This is a genomic window from Amycolatopsis sp. NPDC102389, from assembly GCF_044765885.1.
GTDB lineage: Bacteria > Actinomycetota > Actinomycetes > Mycobacteriales > Pseudonocardiaceae > Amycolatopsis.
The window spans coordinates 17,349-31,720 of sequence record NZ_JBIWKX010000007.1 but is presented as its reverse complement, the minus strand read 5'-3'; the positions used below and the strand labels follow the sequence as shown (position 1 = coordinate 31,720).

Annotated in this window: 15 protein-coding genes; 5 read left to right on the top strand and 10 right to left on the bottom strand. The window is 68.7% G+C overall.

Annotation, left to right across the window (positions count from 1 at the left end; all coding sequences use genetic code 11):
* Positions 1 to 13: 13 nt before the first annotated feature.
* From ACIRGA_RS08820 to ACIRGA_RS08810, 3 genes are all read left to right on the top strand, one after another.
* Positions 14 to 1,273: an ABC transporter substrate-binding protein gene (locus ACIRGA_RS08820; protein WP_400938319.1), complete on the top strand. Its 1,260-nt coding sequence runs from the start codon at positions 14 to 16 to the stop codon at positions 1,271 to 1,273.
* A gap of 11 nt (positions 1,274 to 1,284) precedes the next feature.
* Positions 1,285 to 2,634: a GH1 family beta-glucosidase gene (locus tag ACIRGA_RS08815; RefSeq protein WP_400938317.1), complete on the top strand. Its 1,350-nt coding sequence runs from the start codon at positions 1,285 to 1,287 to the stop codon at positions 2,632 to 2,634.
* A 571-nt stretch (positions 2,635 to 3,205) separates the two neighbouring features.
* The gene (locus ACIRGA_RS08810; protein WP_400938315.1) at positions 3,206 to 4,444 is read left to right on the top strand and encodes a DUF222 domain-containing protein; all 1,239 of its coding nucleotides are present in this window, start codon (positions 3,206 to 3,208) and stop codon (positions 4,442 to 4,444) included.
* Positions 4,445 to 4,563: 119 nt separating this feature from the next.
* Here the strand turns inward: ACIRGA_RS08810 and ACIRGA_RS08805 are convergent, their stop codons facing one another.
* The 9 genes from ACIRGA_RS08805 to ACIRGA_RS08765 form a co-directional block, all read right to left on the bottom strand.
* Positions 4,564 to 5,397, bottom strand: a complete 834-nt coding sequence (locus ACIRGA_RS08805) for a carbohydrate ABC transporter permease (protein ID WP_400938313.1) — start codon at positions 5,395 to 5,397, stop codon at positions 4,564 to 4,566.
* Positions 5,394 to 6,287: a carbohydrate ABC transporter permease gene (locus ACIRGA_RS08800; protein ID WP_400938310.1), complete on the bottom strand. Its 894-nt coding sequence runs from the start codon at positions 6,285 to 6,287 to the stop codon at positions 5,394 to 5,396. The genes ACIRGA_RS08805 and ACIRGA_RS08800 overlap by 4 nt, the downstream gene beginning before the upstream one ends.
* Entirely contained in the window at positions 6,284 to 7,045 is a 762-nt protein-coding gene (locus ACIRGA_RS08795; protein WP_400938307.1) for a DeoR/GlpR family DNA-binding transcription regulator, read from the bottom strand. The genes ACIRGA_RS08800 and ACIRGA_RS08795 overlap by 4 nt, the downstream gene beginning before the upstream one ends.
* A 130-nt stretch (positions 7,046 to 7,175) precedes the next feature.
* A complete protein-coding gene (locus tag ACIRGA_RS08790; RefSeq protein ID WP_400938304.1) occupies positions 7,176 to 8,357 on the bottom strand; it encodes an RNA polymerase sigma factor in 1,182 nt (393 codons plus the stop codon).
* Positions 8,357 to 8,713, bottom strand: coding sequence for a YciI family protein (locus ACIRGA_RS08785; protein ID WP_400938301.1), 357 nt, complete (start codon positions 8,711 to 8,713; stop codon positions 8,357 to 8,359). The genes ACIRGA_RS08790 and ACIRGA_RS08785 overlap by 1 nt, the downstream gene beginning before the upstream one ends.
* 27 nt (positions 8,714 to 8,740) lie before the next feature.
* Positions 8,741 to 10,561, bottom strand: a complete 1,821-nt coding sequence (gene glmS, locus ACIRGA_RS08780; protein WP_400938299.1) for a glutamine--fructose-6-phosphate transaminase (isomerizing) — start codon at positions 10,559 to 10,561, stop codon at positions 8,741 to 8,743.
* A gap of 42 nt (positions 10,562 to 10,603) precedes the next feature.
* Positions 10,604 to 10,876: a hypothetical protein gene (locus ACIRGA_RS08775; protein ID WP_400938296.1), complete on the bottom strand. Its 273-nt coding sequence runs from the start codon at positions 10,874 to 10,876 to the stop codon at positions 10,604 to 10,606.
* Positions 10,877 to 10,932: 56 nt separating this feature from the next.
* Complete coding sequence (locus ACIRGA_RS08770) at positions 10,933 to 11,238, bottom strand: M20/M25/M40 family metallo-hydrolase (RefSeq protein ID WP_400938293.1); 306 nt, start codon at positions 11,236 to 11,238, stop codon at positions 10,933 to 10,935.
* Positions 11,232 to 11,369: a hypothetical protein gene (locus tag ACIRGA_RS08765; protein ID WP_400938290.1), complete on the bottom strand. Its 138-nt coding sequence runs from the start codon at positions 11,367 to 11,369 to the stop codon at positions 11,232 to 11,234. Before ACIRGA_RS08765 ends, ACIRGA_RS08770 begins: the two co-directional genes overlap by 7 nt.
* Positions 11,370 to 11,418: 49 nt before the next feature.
* On the opposite strand from ACIRGA_RS08765, the gene ACIRGA_RS08760 reads away from it, so the two are divergent.
* Together ACIRGA_RS08760 and ACIRGA_RS08755 are read left to right on the top strand one after the other, a co-directional pair.
* Entirely contained in the window at positions 11,419 to 12,606 is a 1,188-nt protein-coding gene (locus ACIRGA_RS08760; RefSeq protein WP_400938287.1) for a cytochrome P450, read from the top strand.
* Positions 12,607 to 12,631: 25 nt separating this feature from the next.
* The gene (locus ACIRGA_RS08755; protein ID WP_400938285.1) at positions 12,632 to 13,606 is read left to right on the top strand and encodes a helix-turn-helix domain-containing protein; all 975 of its coding nucleotides are present in this window, start codon (positions 12,632 to 12,634) and stop codon (positions 13,604 to 13,606) included.
* Here the strand turns inward: ACIRGA_RS08755 and ACIRGA_RS08750 are convergent.
* A complete protein-coding gene (locus tag ACIRGA_RS08750) occupies positions 13,593 to 14,366 on the bottom strand; it encodes a hypothetical protein (protein ID WP_400938282.1) in 774 nt (257 codons plus the stop codon). The two genes, ACIRGA_RS08755 and ACIRGA_RS08750, sit on opposite strands and share 14 nt — an antisense overlap.
* Positions 14,367 to 14,372: the final 6 nt, after the last annotated feature.

Genomic DNA, 14,372 nt, shown 5'->3' with positions numbered 1-14,372 from the left:
ACTTAGGAGAACCATGACCCGCATGCTGGCCGGCTTGACGGCCCTCGTGCTGCTGCTCACCGGCTGTTCCGGCACGCCGGAAGCCGGCGGCCCGATCAAACTCACCGTCGCCACCTTCGGCGAGTTCGGGTACGAAAAACTCTTCGACGACTACGAAAAGGCCCATCCGGGCATCACCGTCGAAGGCCGGGTGGCCGACTTCGAGACGCATCACCGGCAGCTCGCCACCGGGCTCGGCGCCGGGCGCGGCAGCGCGGACGTGGTGGCGATCGAAGAGCAGTACCTCCCCAAGTTCCGCCAGTCGACGGACAAGTTCACCGATCTGTCCGAGTTCGGCGCGCAGGGGCTCCGCGAACACTGGCCCGCGTGGAAATGGGACCAGGGCACCGCCGAGGGCGGGAAGTTCGTGATGGGCCTCGGCACCGACATGGGCAGCCTCGCCCTCTGCTACCGCCGTGACCTGTTCGCGAACGCCGGCCTGCCGGCCGACCGCGACCAGGTGGCCGCGTTGTGGCCGACGTGGGAGAAGTTCGCCGAAACCGGTGAGCGGTTCAGCGCCAAGGCGCCGGACGACGTCAAGTTCGCCGACTCGGCGGGCACCGTCTACACCGCGATGCTCAACCAGGCGCAGGAGAACTATTTCTCCAAGGACGACAAGTTCATCGCCGACACGAACCCCAACGTGCGCAAAGCCTTCGAGCTCGCGGGCGGGATGGGGCTGAAGAAGGAGACGGCGGCGGTCACCACCTTCACCCAGCCGTGGACGGTGGCGATCAAGCAGAGCCGGTTCGCCGCCATCACCTGTCCCGCTTGGATGCTCACCCAGATCGAGGAGGCGGGCGGGCCGGAGCTCGCGGGCAAATGGGACGTGACCTCGGTTCCGGGTAAGGCGGGCAACTGGGGCGGCTCGTTCCTGACCGTCCCGAAGCAGGGCGCGCATCGCAAGGAGGCCTACGACCTCGCCGTCTGGCTCACCGCGCCCGAACAGCAGAAACGGATCTTCCTGGAGAGCGGGCTGCTGCCGAGCGCGCTGGGCGCCTACCAGGACGACGCCGTGCTTTCCCACACCAGCCAGTACTTCAGCGGCGCGCCGATCGGCAAGATCTTCGCCGCCTCCGCCGAGGCCTTGCGGCCGAACTACCGCGGACTGCGCGACGGCGAGGTGCGGCCGGTGTACGGGCACGCCCTCGGCCGCGTCGAAGAGGGCAAGCAGGCTCTCGACGAGGCCTGGAACCAGGCCGCGACCGAAGGCCGCGCCGCGGCCGCCAATTGAGCGGGGACGGCGTGACACGCGGGTTTCCGGCCGGGTTCCGGTGGGGAACGGCCACGGCGGCGTATCAGATCGAGGGCTCGACGACGGCGGACGGCCGCGGACCGTCCATTTGGGACACCTTCACCGCACGGCCCGGCCTGGCCACCGGTGACCCGGCTTGCGACCACTACCGGCGTTACCGCGAGGACATCGGCCTGCTGAGCGAACTCGGCATACCGTACTACCGGTTCTCCGTCGCATGGTCGCGGGTCATGCCGGACGGCCGCACCGTCGAGCCACGCGGCCTCGCCTTCTACGATCGCCTCGTCGACACGTTGCTGGAGCACGGGATCACCCCGATGGTGACGCTCTACCACTGGGATCTCCCCGAGGCACTGCAAGCGGAAGGCGGCTGGCCGAACCGTGCTCTAGCGGACCTTTTCGCCGGCTACGCGTTGACCGTCCACAAAGAACTCGGCGACCGGGTGCGGCAGTGGACCACGATCAACGAGCCGTTCTGCGCCGCCTTCATCGGCTACGGCAACGGCGATCACGCGCCGGGCATCCGTGATGAGGGCGCCGCGCTGGTCGCCGGGCACAATCTCCTGCTCGCGCACGGCAAGGCCGCACAGGCGTTGCGGGCGAACGGCGGCGAGCAGGAAGTGTCCATCGTGCTCAACTTCGCCCCGGTCCTGACCGATGTGGACGACGCCGCACACCGCGAGGCCGCGCGCAAATTCGACTTCCTGCACAACAGGTTCTTCCTCGATCCGCTGCTCGGCCGCGGCTATCCGGCAGAGCTGCTGACGGATCTGGCGCATCTCGGCACCCTGGAACCGGCGATCGCCGACGGCGATCTGGAGATCATCGCGCAGCCACTGGACGTCCTGGGCGTCAACTACTACGCGCCCGCCCGCGCGGTCCCGCTGGAAGACCCCGAGGCCGACAGCAACTGCCCTCTGCCGGGCCTGCGCGGGATGGACGTCCAGCCGCCCCGCGGCGAACTGACCTCCCTCGGCTGGGAGCAGCGGCCCTCGTCGTTCACCGATCTGTTGCTGTGGCTGCACGAACACTGCCCCGGCCTGCCGCTCGTGATCGCCGAGAACGGTGCCGCGTTCGAAGACGAGGTCGTCGATGGGCGCGTACACGACGAGAAACGCGTGCGGTACTTCGCCGAGCACCTCGCCGCCGTGCACGACGCGATCGAACGCGGCGCCGACGTCCGCGGCTACATGGCCTGGTCACTGCTCGACAATTTCGAGTGGGCCATGGGGTACACGCAACGGTTCGGCCTTGTGCACGTCGACTTCGAGACTCAGGAGCGGGTAGTCAAGGACAGTGCCCGGTTCTACGCGGACGTGGTGGCACGTAACGGTCTTTAGCTCCCTTGGGTGAGTTGCCCACCCAAGGCCGTTTCCGGCCGCACGATCGCCAACAGTCGCACGGCACTTTGCCCGCGGGATCGTTTCCCCTTACCGAAGGCCAGCCCTGGACAGCGGACCGGATTGACGGTGCCGCTGCGCTCGTTGCCGAATATCGACGACGATCCCGGCCAACCAAACTGTCGGCCGCTTCCGGCCGCACAATCACCAGCCATCGCACGACACCCTTGCCCAGGCGGGACGTTTCCCTTACAGAAGGCCAGCCCTGGACAGCGGACCAGATAGAGTGCGCCGCTGCGCCCGTTGCCGAATATCGACGACGATCCCCAGTGAACCAAACCAGCGGCTCCGACAGATCGACTCAGGGAAAGTTGTTGCCCACCCAAGCCCTCTTCCGGCCGCGCGATCGCCAACAGTCGCACGGCACTTTGCCCGCGGGATCGTTTTCCCTTACAGAAGGCCAGCCCTGGACAGCGGACCAGATAGAGTGCACCGCTACGCCCGTTGCCGAATATCGACGACGATCCCCGGCGAACCAAAACTGTCGGTGGTCGGTTGTACGTTCTGTGTTGTGGACACTCTCAACGCCACTGTGGCGCTACTCAAGGAAATCACCGAGTCCGATGTGTTTCAGGAGGTCAATGCTTCGCTGGATTCGTTGGGGGACAACGATGCCGTCGCCGCGGCGGTTGCGGCGTCGGAGGGGATCGCGCGGTTGGAGGCGGTGCGGTTCCGTGCTCTGTCGCAGCTGAGCCGTCACCGTGACGGTGCTGGCAGTGTGGTGCAGGAGGTGGCGCTCGCTCTGTCCGTTGTGGACGGTCACGCGGCCGGGCTGGTCTCCGCCGCCCAGGCGTTGACCACCCGGCTGCCCCGCACTCTCGGGCTGTTGGACCGCGGACAGGTGGGTGGTTACGGGGCGATGAAAGTCGCCACCGCCACCGCCTGGCTCTCCGACGACGACGCCCGCGCGGTGGACGCGGTACTGGAAGACCGGCTATCGGGCAGGAACGCCGACCAGATCCGGAAAGCGGCGAACCACGCGGCGATGATCGCCGACCGCGACGGCGCCGCCCGACGCGCGGAACGACACCGCGCCGGGCGCCGATTGTCACTGCGACAGGGCGAGACCGGGGTGGCGTCGATCGAGGTCGAAGACGGCCCGGTGGAGAAGGTCGCCGCCGCCTACACCCGGATCGATCGTGACGCACGGGCGCTGCGGGCCGGTGGGGAGACCCGGACCCTGGATCAGTTGCGTGCCGACGTCGCGTTGGATCTCCTGCTGGGCGGTCAGGGTGGGAAAAGTGAACGGTCCGAAGTGTTCTTGTACATGGACCTGCACACGTATCTCGGGCTGAACGACGACCCCGCCGAACTAGCCGGGCACGGCCACATCCCGGCTCCGCTGGCCCGGCACATCGCATCCGGGCCGAACACAGTCCTGCGGCGCATCATCACCGACCCGCTGTCCGGGCAGGTCCTCGACCTGGGCCGGGACCGGTATCGCCCCACCGCCGGTCTCGACGAATTCGTCCGGGTCCGTGACCGCGAATGCCGAAGACCTGGCTGCCACCGTGTCGCCCAAGCCTGCGATCTCGATCATGCGCTGCCCTGGCAACACGGCGGCCACACCGCCGATACCGAACTGGTCGATCTGTGCCGCCGCGACCACCGGCTGAAAGACGAACCCGGCTGGCACTACCGGCTCACTGCCGATGGCACCCTCACGATCACCACGCCCACGGGGCAGGCCTACGACAGCACACCACCGCCACTGCACGAACCCCGCACCGAGGAACCACCACCGTTCTGAGCCGTCGCCGAAAAACGGCAACGGCGCCGTATCCCTGATCGGCGCCGGCCGTTGCCGAAAAACGGCCATGCCCTGATCGAGGTTGGAGTCCGCTCATCGTCCTTCGCGCCGCAACCCACTCAGGCCCGAGGCGCACCCCGCATCACGCCGTCGACCACCTTCCGAGCCAGCAGGATGAACAGCACGATCACGGGCAGCACACCGATCGTCGCGGCAGTGAGCATCAGCGAGTAATCGGTGAAGTACCCACTGGCCAGCCGCGACAAAGCCACCTGGACGGTCGGGTGCGCGTTGGGGTCGAGCACGATCAGGGGCCAGAAGAAGTCGTTCCACGCGGTCATGAACGTCAGCATCGCGAGCACGGCGGCCTGGGGGCGGACGGCGGGCAGGGCGACGTTCCAGAACAGCCGCGCCGTCGAGCAGCCGTCGACGCGGCCGGCGTCGAGCAGTTCGCCCGGGATCGCCTCCTCGCACGCCTGCCGCATCCAGAACACGCTGAACGCGCCGACCAGCCCGGGCACGATCACCGCCTCCAGCCGTCCGTACCAGCCGAGTTCGCCGACCACCAGGTACAGCGGGATGACGCCGAGCTGTGCGGGCACCATGGCGGTGCCGATGACGACCAGGAAGAGCGAGTCGCGACCGGGGAACCGCAGCCGCGCGAAGGCGAAGCCGGCCATGCTGGAGAGCAGCACGTTCGACACGGTCACCGTGCCGGCGACGATCAGCGAGTTCTGCATCGCCAGCCAGAAGTCGACGGTCCCGAAGACCCGTTCCACGTTCTCGATCAGGTTGCCGCCGGGCAGCAGCGGCGGAGTGGTCTCCCCGAGGGCGGAATTGTCCTTCGAGGACACCACGAAAGACCAGTACAGCGGGAAGATCGACGCGACGACGACCGCGAGCAGCAGCCCGTAGACGACGAAACCGGTCCGTTCTCTCGCCGCCACGGTCATTCACCGCCCCGCATCCGGCGCACCAGCGAGAAGTTGACCAGCGCGAACACGGCCGAGAACAGGAACAGCAACCACGCGATGGCCGCCGCGTATCCGGCGTCGAACTCGCCGAACCCCTTTTCGTACAAGTACATGGCCAGCGTCTGGAACTGCCGGTCGGCGCCGCCCGTCCCGTTGACGCCGGTGTCGTCGAACAGCTGTGGCTCGGCGAACAGCTGCAATCCGCCGATGGTCGAGACGACGACGGTGAAGGCGATGGTCGGGCGGATCGCGGGCACCGTGATCGACCAGAAGGTCCGCCAGCGCGAGGCGCCGTCGAGCATCGCGGCGTCGTAACGCTCCTGCGGCACGGACTGCATGGCCGCGAGGTAGAGCAGCGCGTTGTAGCCGGTCCAGCGCCACATCACCATCGCGCTCACCGCGACATGCGACGCGAACCGGTCCGACCGCCAGTCCACCGGATCGAGCCCCACCAGGCCCAGCACCCAGTTGACGACGCCGTAGTCCTCCGCGAACAGCTGGCTGAACACCAGCGCCACCGCGACCACCGACACGACGTTGGGCAACAGCACACTGGCCCGCCACAGGGTCCGCGCCCGCAAGGGACGGTCGAGGAGGGCGGCGAGCCCGAGCGCGGCCAGCAGTTGCGGGACCGTGGAAAGGACGAAGATGCTGACGGTGTTGAAGAGCGCGTTGTAGAAATGCGGATCCTGGAGCAGGGCGGCGAAATTGCCCAGCCCGGCGAACCCGGTGTCACCGTTGACCAGATGCCAGTGGTGCAGCGCCACCCAGGCGGTGTAGAGCAGCGGGAAAAGCCCGAACACGCCGAAGAGGACGTAGAACGGCGCTGTCATCAGATATCCGGCGAGCCGCTCGCCCGTACGCTTCAAGCGATGATCACCTTGACGCCCGCCCGGCTGATCTCGTCGACCTCCCGAGCTTCGACACCACAGTCGGTGATCAGGGTGTCCACGTCGCAGAGGTCCCCGAACCGGGCGAAGTGATCGTCGCCGATCTTGGTGTGATCGGCCAGCAACACCGTCCGCCGCGCGGACGCGATGGCCGCGCGCTTCACCATCGCGTCGGCGGTGTCCGGGGTGGTGAGCCCGCGCTCGACGGAAAGGCCGTTGGTACCGAGGAAAGCGACGTCGACGTAGGTGTCCTTGAGGGCGTCGAGCGCCCAGCCGTCGACCGACGCCATCGCGTGGCCGCGCAGCCTCCCGCCGACCAGCATCAGCGTGACACCGGGCCGGTTGGCGAGCGCGCACGCGTTCGGCAGCGAAGGAGTGACCACGGTCAGTTCACGATCTGAGGGTATGAGGTTCGCCAGCCGGCCCACCGTGGTGCCCGCGTCCAGCAGGATCGCGCCCCGGTCGGGGATCTGCTCCAGCGCCGCGGCGGCGATGCGGTCCTTCTCCGCGGTCATCACCGCGTCGCGGGCGTCGAGCCCCGGCTCGATACCCGGCCGTTCGACCGGGATCGCGCCGCCGTGCACCCGGCGCACCACTCCGCTGCGTTCCAGCGCGGTCAGGTCGCGGCGGACCGTCTCGCTGGTGATCTCGAAAGCCGCCGCGAGCGTCGCCACGTCGACACGGCCGTTCCGCCGGGCCTGCTTGAGGATGGCGCGCTGCCGTTCTTCGGCGTACAACGCCTCACCTCCTGCCCTGGCGGATGAGCGGTCATGGCGACAATAGTTGGTTTCCCGCCGGGCCGACAACGGAGCCCCTCTGTCCATTGAGGACACAGCGCGGGCCGCTTTCGGCGACCACTGCCCGAAACTACGACAGGACTGCCCGTTTGGACCGCAGGAAGGCCCGTTCGGTGTCGTTGGTGGCCAAGGTGATCGCCTCGTCGTAGGCGGCGACGGCTTCCGCGGTCCGGCCGAGGCGGGCCAGCAGATTCGCCCGCGTGGCGGGCAGATGGTGATAGCCCGGCAGATCCAGCTCCTCGATACCGGCCAGCGCCGCCGCCGGGCCGTGCACCTCGGCGACGGCGACCGCGCGGTTGAGCGCGACGATCGGCGACGGGGCGAGCCGCCACAGCTGGTCGTAGAGCGCCAGCACCTGTTTCCAGTCGGTCGACTCGCCGTCCGTGTGCACGGCGTTGATCGCGGCCTGTACCTGGTACGGGCCCGGCCGGTCGCGGCGCAGGCATCGCCGCACCAGCTCATGGCCCTCGGCGATCAGTCCCCGATTCCACAAGGACCGGTCCTGCTCCGCGAGCACCACCAGCTCACCGGAAGGCCCCACTCGCGCCGGCCGCCGGGCTTCGGTGAGCAGGAGCAACGCCAGCAGCCCGGTCACCTCCGGCTCGTCGGGCATCAGCTCGGCGAGCGCCCGCACGAGGCGGATCGCCTCCAGACAGAGGTCCGTCCGCAGCAGCTCACCGGACGTGGACGTGTACCCCTCGTTGAACACCAGGTAGAGCACGGTGAGGACGGAGTCCAGCCGCTCGGGAAGTTCACCGTCCCCCGGCACCCGGTACGGGATGCCCGCGTCGCGGATCTTCTTCTTCGCGCGGACGATCCGCTGAGAGACGGTCGTTTCCGGGACGAGGTACGCCCGCGCGATCTCCCCCACCTCCAGCCCGCCCAGCAGGCGCAGGGTGAGCGCGGTCCGCGCGGGCGGGGAAAGCGCCGGATGGCAGCAAGTGAAGATCATGCGGAGCTGGTCGTCGCGTACCGGCCCCACCTCCCGCGGCTCGTCCGATCCGCGCAGGAGCAGCGTCTGGGCGTGCCGTGCCTCCCGGGTGGATTCCCGGCGCAGGCGGTCGATCGCGCGGTTGCGCGCGGTCGTCACGATCCACGCGCCCGGGTTGGGCGGTGTTTTCTCCCACTTCTCGACCGCCGTCGCGAAAGCGTCCTGAACGGCCTCCTCGGCGAGCGAGATGTCGCCGAGGAGGCGCGTCAGGGTGGCCACGCACCGGCCGTACTCCGCCCGGTAGATCCCGTCGAAATCCATCACCGGGCCGGCGGGTCGCCGAACGGCCGGACCTCGATCGGCTGCCCGCAGGCCAGCGCGCACTTCTCGGCCCAGGCCAGCGCCTGGTCGAGGTCCTCGACCCGGATCACCCAGAACCCGCCGAGCTGTTCCTTCGTCTCGGCGAAGGGACCGTCGGTGATCATGGTCGTCCCACCGGCGGGCCGGACGACCGTGGAGACGTCGGAGTGTTCGAGCCCGCCGACGAAGACCCACGAACCGGCGGCCTTCATCTCGTCGGTGACCTTGCCCGTCCTCGCCATCATCGCCCGGACCTCGTCCTCCGGCGCGTCCCGCGCGCTTTCGTCGAGCTGGACGGCCAGCAGGTACTGCCTCATTACGGACCCCTTCGACGGCTCAGGAGATCATTCCACGGTGACGGACTTCGCGAGGTTACGCGGTTTGTCGATGTCGTGGCCGAGGATCAGCGCGGCGTGGTAGGCCAGCAGCTGCAGCGGGATCGTGAGCAGGATCGGGTCGAGTTCCGGCTCCGACCGCGGGACCACGAACCGCGGCACGTCGAGATCACCGAAGTCGACGTCGTCGTGGGTGATCGCCAGTACCTGGCCCTTGCGCGCCTTGATCTGCTGCATCGCGGCCAGGTTGCGGTCGGCGAGGTCGTCTGACGGCACGATCGCGACCGTCGGCAGCTCCTCGTCGATCAGCGCGAGCGGGCCGTGCTTGAGCTCCGAGGTCTGGTAGGCCTCGGCGTGCCGGTACGAGATCTCCTTGAACTTCTGCGCGCCCTCCCGCGCCACCGGGAAGCCCCGGACCCGGCCGATGAAGAACAGGCTGCGCGCGTCCGCGCAGATCTTCGCATGCTCGGCGATCTGGGACTCGGCCTCGACGATGGCCGCGACCTGCTTCGGCAACGCCCGCAGCGCCGCGACGATGCGCTGCCCGTCCGCGTTGGACAGGTCACGGACGCGGCCGAGGGCCAGCGCGATCATCGCGAAGCCGACGGCCATGTTGGTGAGCGCCTTGGTCGAAGCGACCGCGATCTCCGGGCCGGCGTGCAGGTACAGGCCGCCGTCGCAGGCCCGCGCGATCGTCGAGCCGACGACGTTCACGAGGCCGACCACCCGGCCACCCTTGCGCTTGACCTCTTCGACGGCGAACGCGGTGTCCGCGGTCTCGCCGGACTGGCTGACCGCGATGTAGAGGGTGTCCGCTTCGATGATCGGGTTGCGGTAGCGGAACTCGGACGCGGCCTCCGCGTCGGCCGGGACCCGAGCCAGGTCCTCGATCATGGTGGCGCCGATCTGGCCCGCGTAGTACGCCGAGCCGCAGCCGAGGATCTTCACCCGCGCGAAACCGCGCAGATCACGGGGAGTCAGGTTCAGACCGTCCAAACGGGACACTCCGAACCGGTCGTCGAGACGGCCCCGGATCATCCGCTCCAGGCATTCCGGCTGCTCCTGGATCTCCTTGTACATGTAGTGCCGGTGACCGCCGAGATCGAGGTCGTCGGCCTGGATGTCGATCGCGGTCGCGGCCTTGCCGGTGTCGCTCTCGTCGACGGTGAAGGTGCGGTAGCCGGTGGCCGAGACGCTGGCGAACTCGCCGTCGTCGAGGTGCACCACCTGCGAGGTGTGCCGGACCAGCGCGGACAGATCGCTGGCGACGAACATCTCCCGGTCGCCGACGCCGATGATCAGCGGCGAACCGTTCCGCGCGACCACGACGCGGTCGGGGTGCTCGGTGTCGGTCACGGCGATCGCGTAGGTGCCGGTGACCCGGGAAACGGCCTCGACGACCGCGTCTTCCAGCGTCTTCGCCCCCGAACGCGCGATCAGATGGGCGAGCACCTCGGTGTCGGTCTCGGACGTCAGCGTCACGCCCGCCTGGGTGAGCTGCTCGCGCAGCGCGTCGGCGTTGTCGATGATCCCGTTGTGCACCACGGAGATCCGGCCGTCTTCGGAAACGTGCGGATGGGCGTTCGCCTCCGTCGCGGGACCGTGCGTGGCCCACCTCGTGTGCCCGATGCCGACCTTGCCCGCGAGCCGCTTGGGCAGGGCCGCCGTCAGATTCCGCACCCGTCCCACGATGCGGTGCACCTGGGCGCCCTTACCACCGAGGACGGAGATCCCGGCCGAGTCGTAGCCGCGGTACTCCAGCCGCGTCAGCCCCTCGATCAGGATCGGGGCGGCGTTCTGGCCGCCGATGTAGCCGACGATTCCGCACATGACGAGTCAACCTCACAAAAGAAAACGGACGGGCGTGTTCCGTCAGCCGTAGACGATGCGGCGCAGCTGCCGCTCGGACAGGTCGGGAGGGGCGACGAGACGACGGCTCAGTTCGTCGGCGATCCGGGGGAAGATCTCGGGGTTCTTCCTGCCCTCGCCCTGCAACTGGGCGTGCCGCGACCGGACGTACTGCTCGGCGGGCTGCCGGTAGAACGCCAGGACGTCCTCGACGACACGGGCGGCGATGGCCGTCGACAGTCCTGTCGACAAGGCCACCTGCTCGACGATGTCCGCGTCCTCCACGGAGCTCATCATGCACATCCGGCTTCCGAAATGCCAGTTCTTGCCCGAAATCGGGCAAGAACTGGCGATCAGCGGTCTCTGATCGCGTTCACCAGCCCGGCGGCCAGCTCAGCCCGTTCCACCATCGACTCGACCAGCAGGTACTCGTGATCGGCGTGCGCGCCACCGCCGACGGCGCCGAGCCCGTCGAGGGTCGGGACGCCGATCGCGGCGGTGAGGTTCCCGTCACTCCCGCCGCCGACGGCCACCCCGGCGACTCCCGGCAGTAGCCGTTCCGCGACGGCGAACAGGTCCGCGGCGGCCGATTCAGGCAACGGGCGGCGCGCCAGGGTGCCGATCGGGAACACCGTGTCGTGGTGCCCCAGGATCAGCACCCGGGGCTCACCGCCGCCGGACCACCGGACGTGCGGTCCCGCCGCGCTCTCGACCAGGGTCGCCGGTCCCCCGAAGGCGACTCGATCTCGACGAGCGTCCTGAGGTCTTCGATCATCGCGTCGGCTGTCATGTGAACACTTTCGCCTATGCGCAGACGCCGCCGCGCATAGGATCGGGTGATGCTCGAGAACCTGCTCACGCCGGAGACCAGGACCGATCCGTACCCGTTCTACCGCCAGGTCTTCGAGCGGGGCCCGATCTTCGCCGCCGCCGACGGGTTCTTCGTGGTGAGCGGATTCGAGGAAGCTTCCTCCCTGCTCAAGAACCCCGCGTTCGGCCACGGGGAGCCCGAAGTGCCGCCGGATACGCACGAGAACGAGCCGGTGGACGAGCAGGGCCGGGTGATCCGGTCGTTCCTCGGGCTCGACCCGCCCGATCACACGCGGCTGCGGCGGCTGGTCTCCAAGGCGTTCACGCCGAGGATGGTCGAGCAGCTCGCCCCGAGGATCGAGGAACTGGCGAAGGAGCTCGTGTCGAAAGCGCTCGACATGGGCGAATTCGACCTGATGACCGAGATCGCGAAGCCGTTGCCGGTCGTCGTCATCAGCGAGCTGCTCGGGGTTCCCCTGGCCGACCGCGGGCGCTTCGAAGGGTGGTCGCACGCCATGGGGCGCGCGCTCGACCCGTTCTTCCTGATGACGAAAGAGACCGTCGCCGCGGCCGTCGCGGCCCGGCGCGAGTTCGTCGTCTACTTCCGCGAGCTGGCGAAGGAACGGCGGAAGCGGCCGACCGGCGACCTGTTCTCCGATCTGGTGTCGGTGTCCGACGAGGGCGACCGGCTCAGCGAGGGCGAACTGGTGATCACCGCGATGCTCCTGCTGGTCGCCGGGCACGAGACGACGACCAACCTGATCGGCAACGGGGTCCTCGCGCTGCTGAACCATCCGGAGCAGCACCGGAAACTGGCCGAGGACCGGTCGAAGATCCCGAACGCGGTCGAGGAGATGCTCCGGTACGACTCCCCCGTCCAGCTGACCACGCGGCTCGCCCTGCGGGACGCGACCGTCGGCGACGAGTTCGTCGGCGAAGGCGCGGAAGCGGTCGTGCTGCTGGGAGCGGCCAACCGCGACCCGCGCGCGTACGAGAACCCGGACCGTTTCGACGTGGATCGCCCGTCGCCGAGGCATCTCGCGCTGGGTCAGGGCATCCATTTCTGTCTCGGCGCCCCGCTGGCGCGACTGGAGGGCCGGACCCTGTTCGAGGCGCTGCTCGGCGCCGGCCGGGCCTTCCACCGGACCGCCGATCCGGTCTGGGTGAAGCAGGTGACCCTGCGCGGCCTCGAAAGCCTGCGGCTCGAATTCGCCTGAAAGTCCGGTTTTCGACCTTTGACGGTTGCCGACCGGCGCCGGACTGCGCATGCTTTGCGCCAACCCGGTGTCGGTGGGGGTGCCCATGTACCAGGAACGCGAGGTCAGATCCGGCCCGTTCCATCGCGCGCTTTCCGAGGCGGTGGAGCACCGCGGCCTTTCCCTGTCCCGGATCCGCGCGCATCTGGCGGCACGCGGCGTATCCGTGGCCGAGTCGACCTTGAGCTATTGGCAGCGCGGGCTCCGGCATCCGTCGACACCGCGCTCGCTCGACGTCGTCCGCGCGCTCGAAGCGGTACTGGGCCTGCCGCCGGACAGCCTGATCGTCCTGATCGGCCCGCAGCGGCGATCACCGGGCGACGATCGCAGGCCCTCGGTGGCCGAACTGCGGCAGAGCTGGGCCGAAACCTGCTCGCTGCTGGACGAACTCAGCGAAACACCCGGCGCGGTCGGCAACGCGAAGCTCGACGTCGTGACCGTCGTCGACGTGCTGACCATGACCGGTGAAGGACGGATCTCGGAGATCACCTCGACCATGGTGGTGCGGGCGCGGGAGCCCGGCGCGGACGGTTTCGTGGTCACACATCAAGACGAGCCAGGCACGGACATGGAGGCCACGACGGTCTTCGCCACCGACGGCTGCCGAAGAGGCAGGGTGCGCCGAAGCGCCTCGTCGCCTGGGATGGTGTTCGAGCTCCTCTTCGACCGCGGCCTGGCCGAAGGGGAGACACATACCTTCGCGTTCACTTTGCGGCTGGCCGCGTCGGTCCGTTCGACCTGCTTCCACCGGACGGTCCGGTCGCGCATGTCGGCGTACCTGCTCCGCATGCGTTTCGACGACGGCGCGATCCCCGCGCGCTGCGTCAAAACCGTGCGAGAGCGCGAAGAACTCGCTCCCCTGGTCAGCGAACCGCTGCATCCCGGGCCGGGTGCGACGGTCAGTGCCTACTTCGAGGATCTCGACGTCGGGATAGCGGGGATCGACCTCATCTGGGAGTGAGACGGCGTTTCCGCCACACCGCGAACAGCACGACACCCAGCCCGGCGACCCCGGCGGTGATCAGGCCTGCCACGATCGCGACGGGAATCCCGGTGTCGACGGGCGGGGGTGCCGCCTGGGCGAACCCGATCCCGCGGTCACGCTGATAGGCCGATCCCGGCAGCTTGTCGGCGTAGCGGCCGTGTACTTCCCGCTGATAGTCGGAAAGCGGGACGAACTTCCCCACCGGCGACTGCGGCAGGCTCGCCTGCAGGAGCACCACGCCGTCGGGCCCCAGTTCGTACCAGCCGTTGATCTGGGGTTCGTTGAGCAGGACCGAACCGGGCTTCAACTTCGCGCTCAGGGTCTCTTCGTCGTTGCCGGAGAACACGCTCGCCGCGACCCACTTCCCCGGGCCCTCCGGCATCGCCTGCAGCGTGGCCTTCTGACCGGAATCCGCGGTGGCCGTCACGGCGACGGACCTGAGCACGCCCGCCGGTGCCCCCTCGACGCCCCTGACGAAGTCGGGATTGAGGGTGAAGACCGGGATTCCCTTGTCCCCCATGGTGATCTGTTGTGGTTCGACGTGGTCGACCTGCCGGAAGTTCGATCTCGCGAGACCGATCGCGTCCGGCTGCCCGGCGACCCGCACGGCCGCCGCGAGATCGCCGTCCGAGGGCGGGACGACGCCCACGCTCGCCGAGGCGGGCAGTGCGGCGGGCAGCAGCGTCGCGACGGCCACCGCGAGACAACCGGAGAACTTCCGGCAGATCGTGTTCATGACCGC

Excerpts from the sequence above, each read along its gene's own strand:
- ACIRGA_RS08820 (WP_400938319.1), top strand. The coding sequence starts at position 14 with ATGACCCGCATGCTGGCCGGCTTGACGGCCCTCGTGCTGCTGCTCACC.
- ACIRGA_RS08805 (WP_400938313.1), bottom strand. The coding sequence starts at position 5,397 with ATGACCGTGGCGGCGAGAGAACGGACCGGTTTCGTCGTCTACGGGCTG.
- ACIRGA_RS08790 (WP_400938304.1), bottom strand. The coding sequence starts at position 8,357 with ATGGATTTCGACGGGATCTACCGGGCGGAGTACGGCCGGTGCGTGGCC.
- ACIRGA_RS08785 (WP_400938301.1), bottom strand. The coding sequence starts at position 8,713 with ATGAGGCAGTACCTGCTGGCCGTCCAGCTCGACGAAAGCGCGCGGGAC.
- glmS (WP_400938299.1), bottom strand. The coding sequence starts at position 10,561 with ATGTGCGGAATCGTCGGCTACATCGGCGGCCAGAACGCCGCCCCGATC.
- ACIRGA_RS08775 (WP_400938296.1), bottom strand. The coding sequence starts at position 10,876 with ATGATGAGCTCCGTGGAGGACGCGGACATCGTCGAGCAGGTGGCCTTG.
- ACIRGA_RS08765 (WP_400938290.1), bottom strand. The coding sequence starts at position 11,369 with ATGACAGCCGACGCGATGATCGAAGACCTCAGGACGCTCGTCGAGATC.
- ACIRGA_RS08760 (WP_400938287.1), top strand. The coding sequence starts at position 11,419 with ATGCTCGAGAACCTGCTCACGCCGGAGACCAGGACCGATCCGTACCCG.
- ACIRGA_RS08750 (WP_400938282.1), bottom strand. The coding sequence starts at position 14,366 with ATGAACACGATCTGCCGGAAGTTCTCCGGTTGTCTCGCGGTGGCCGTC.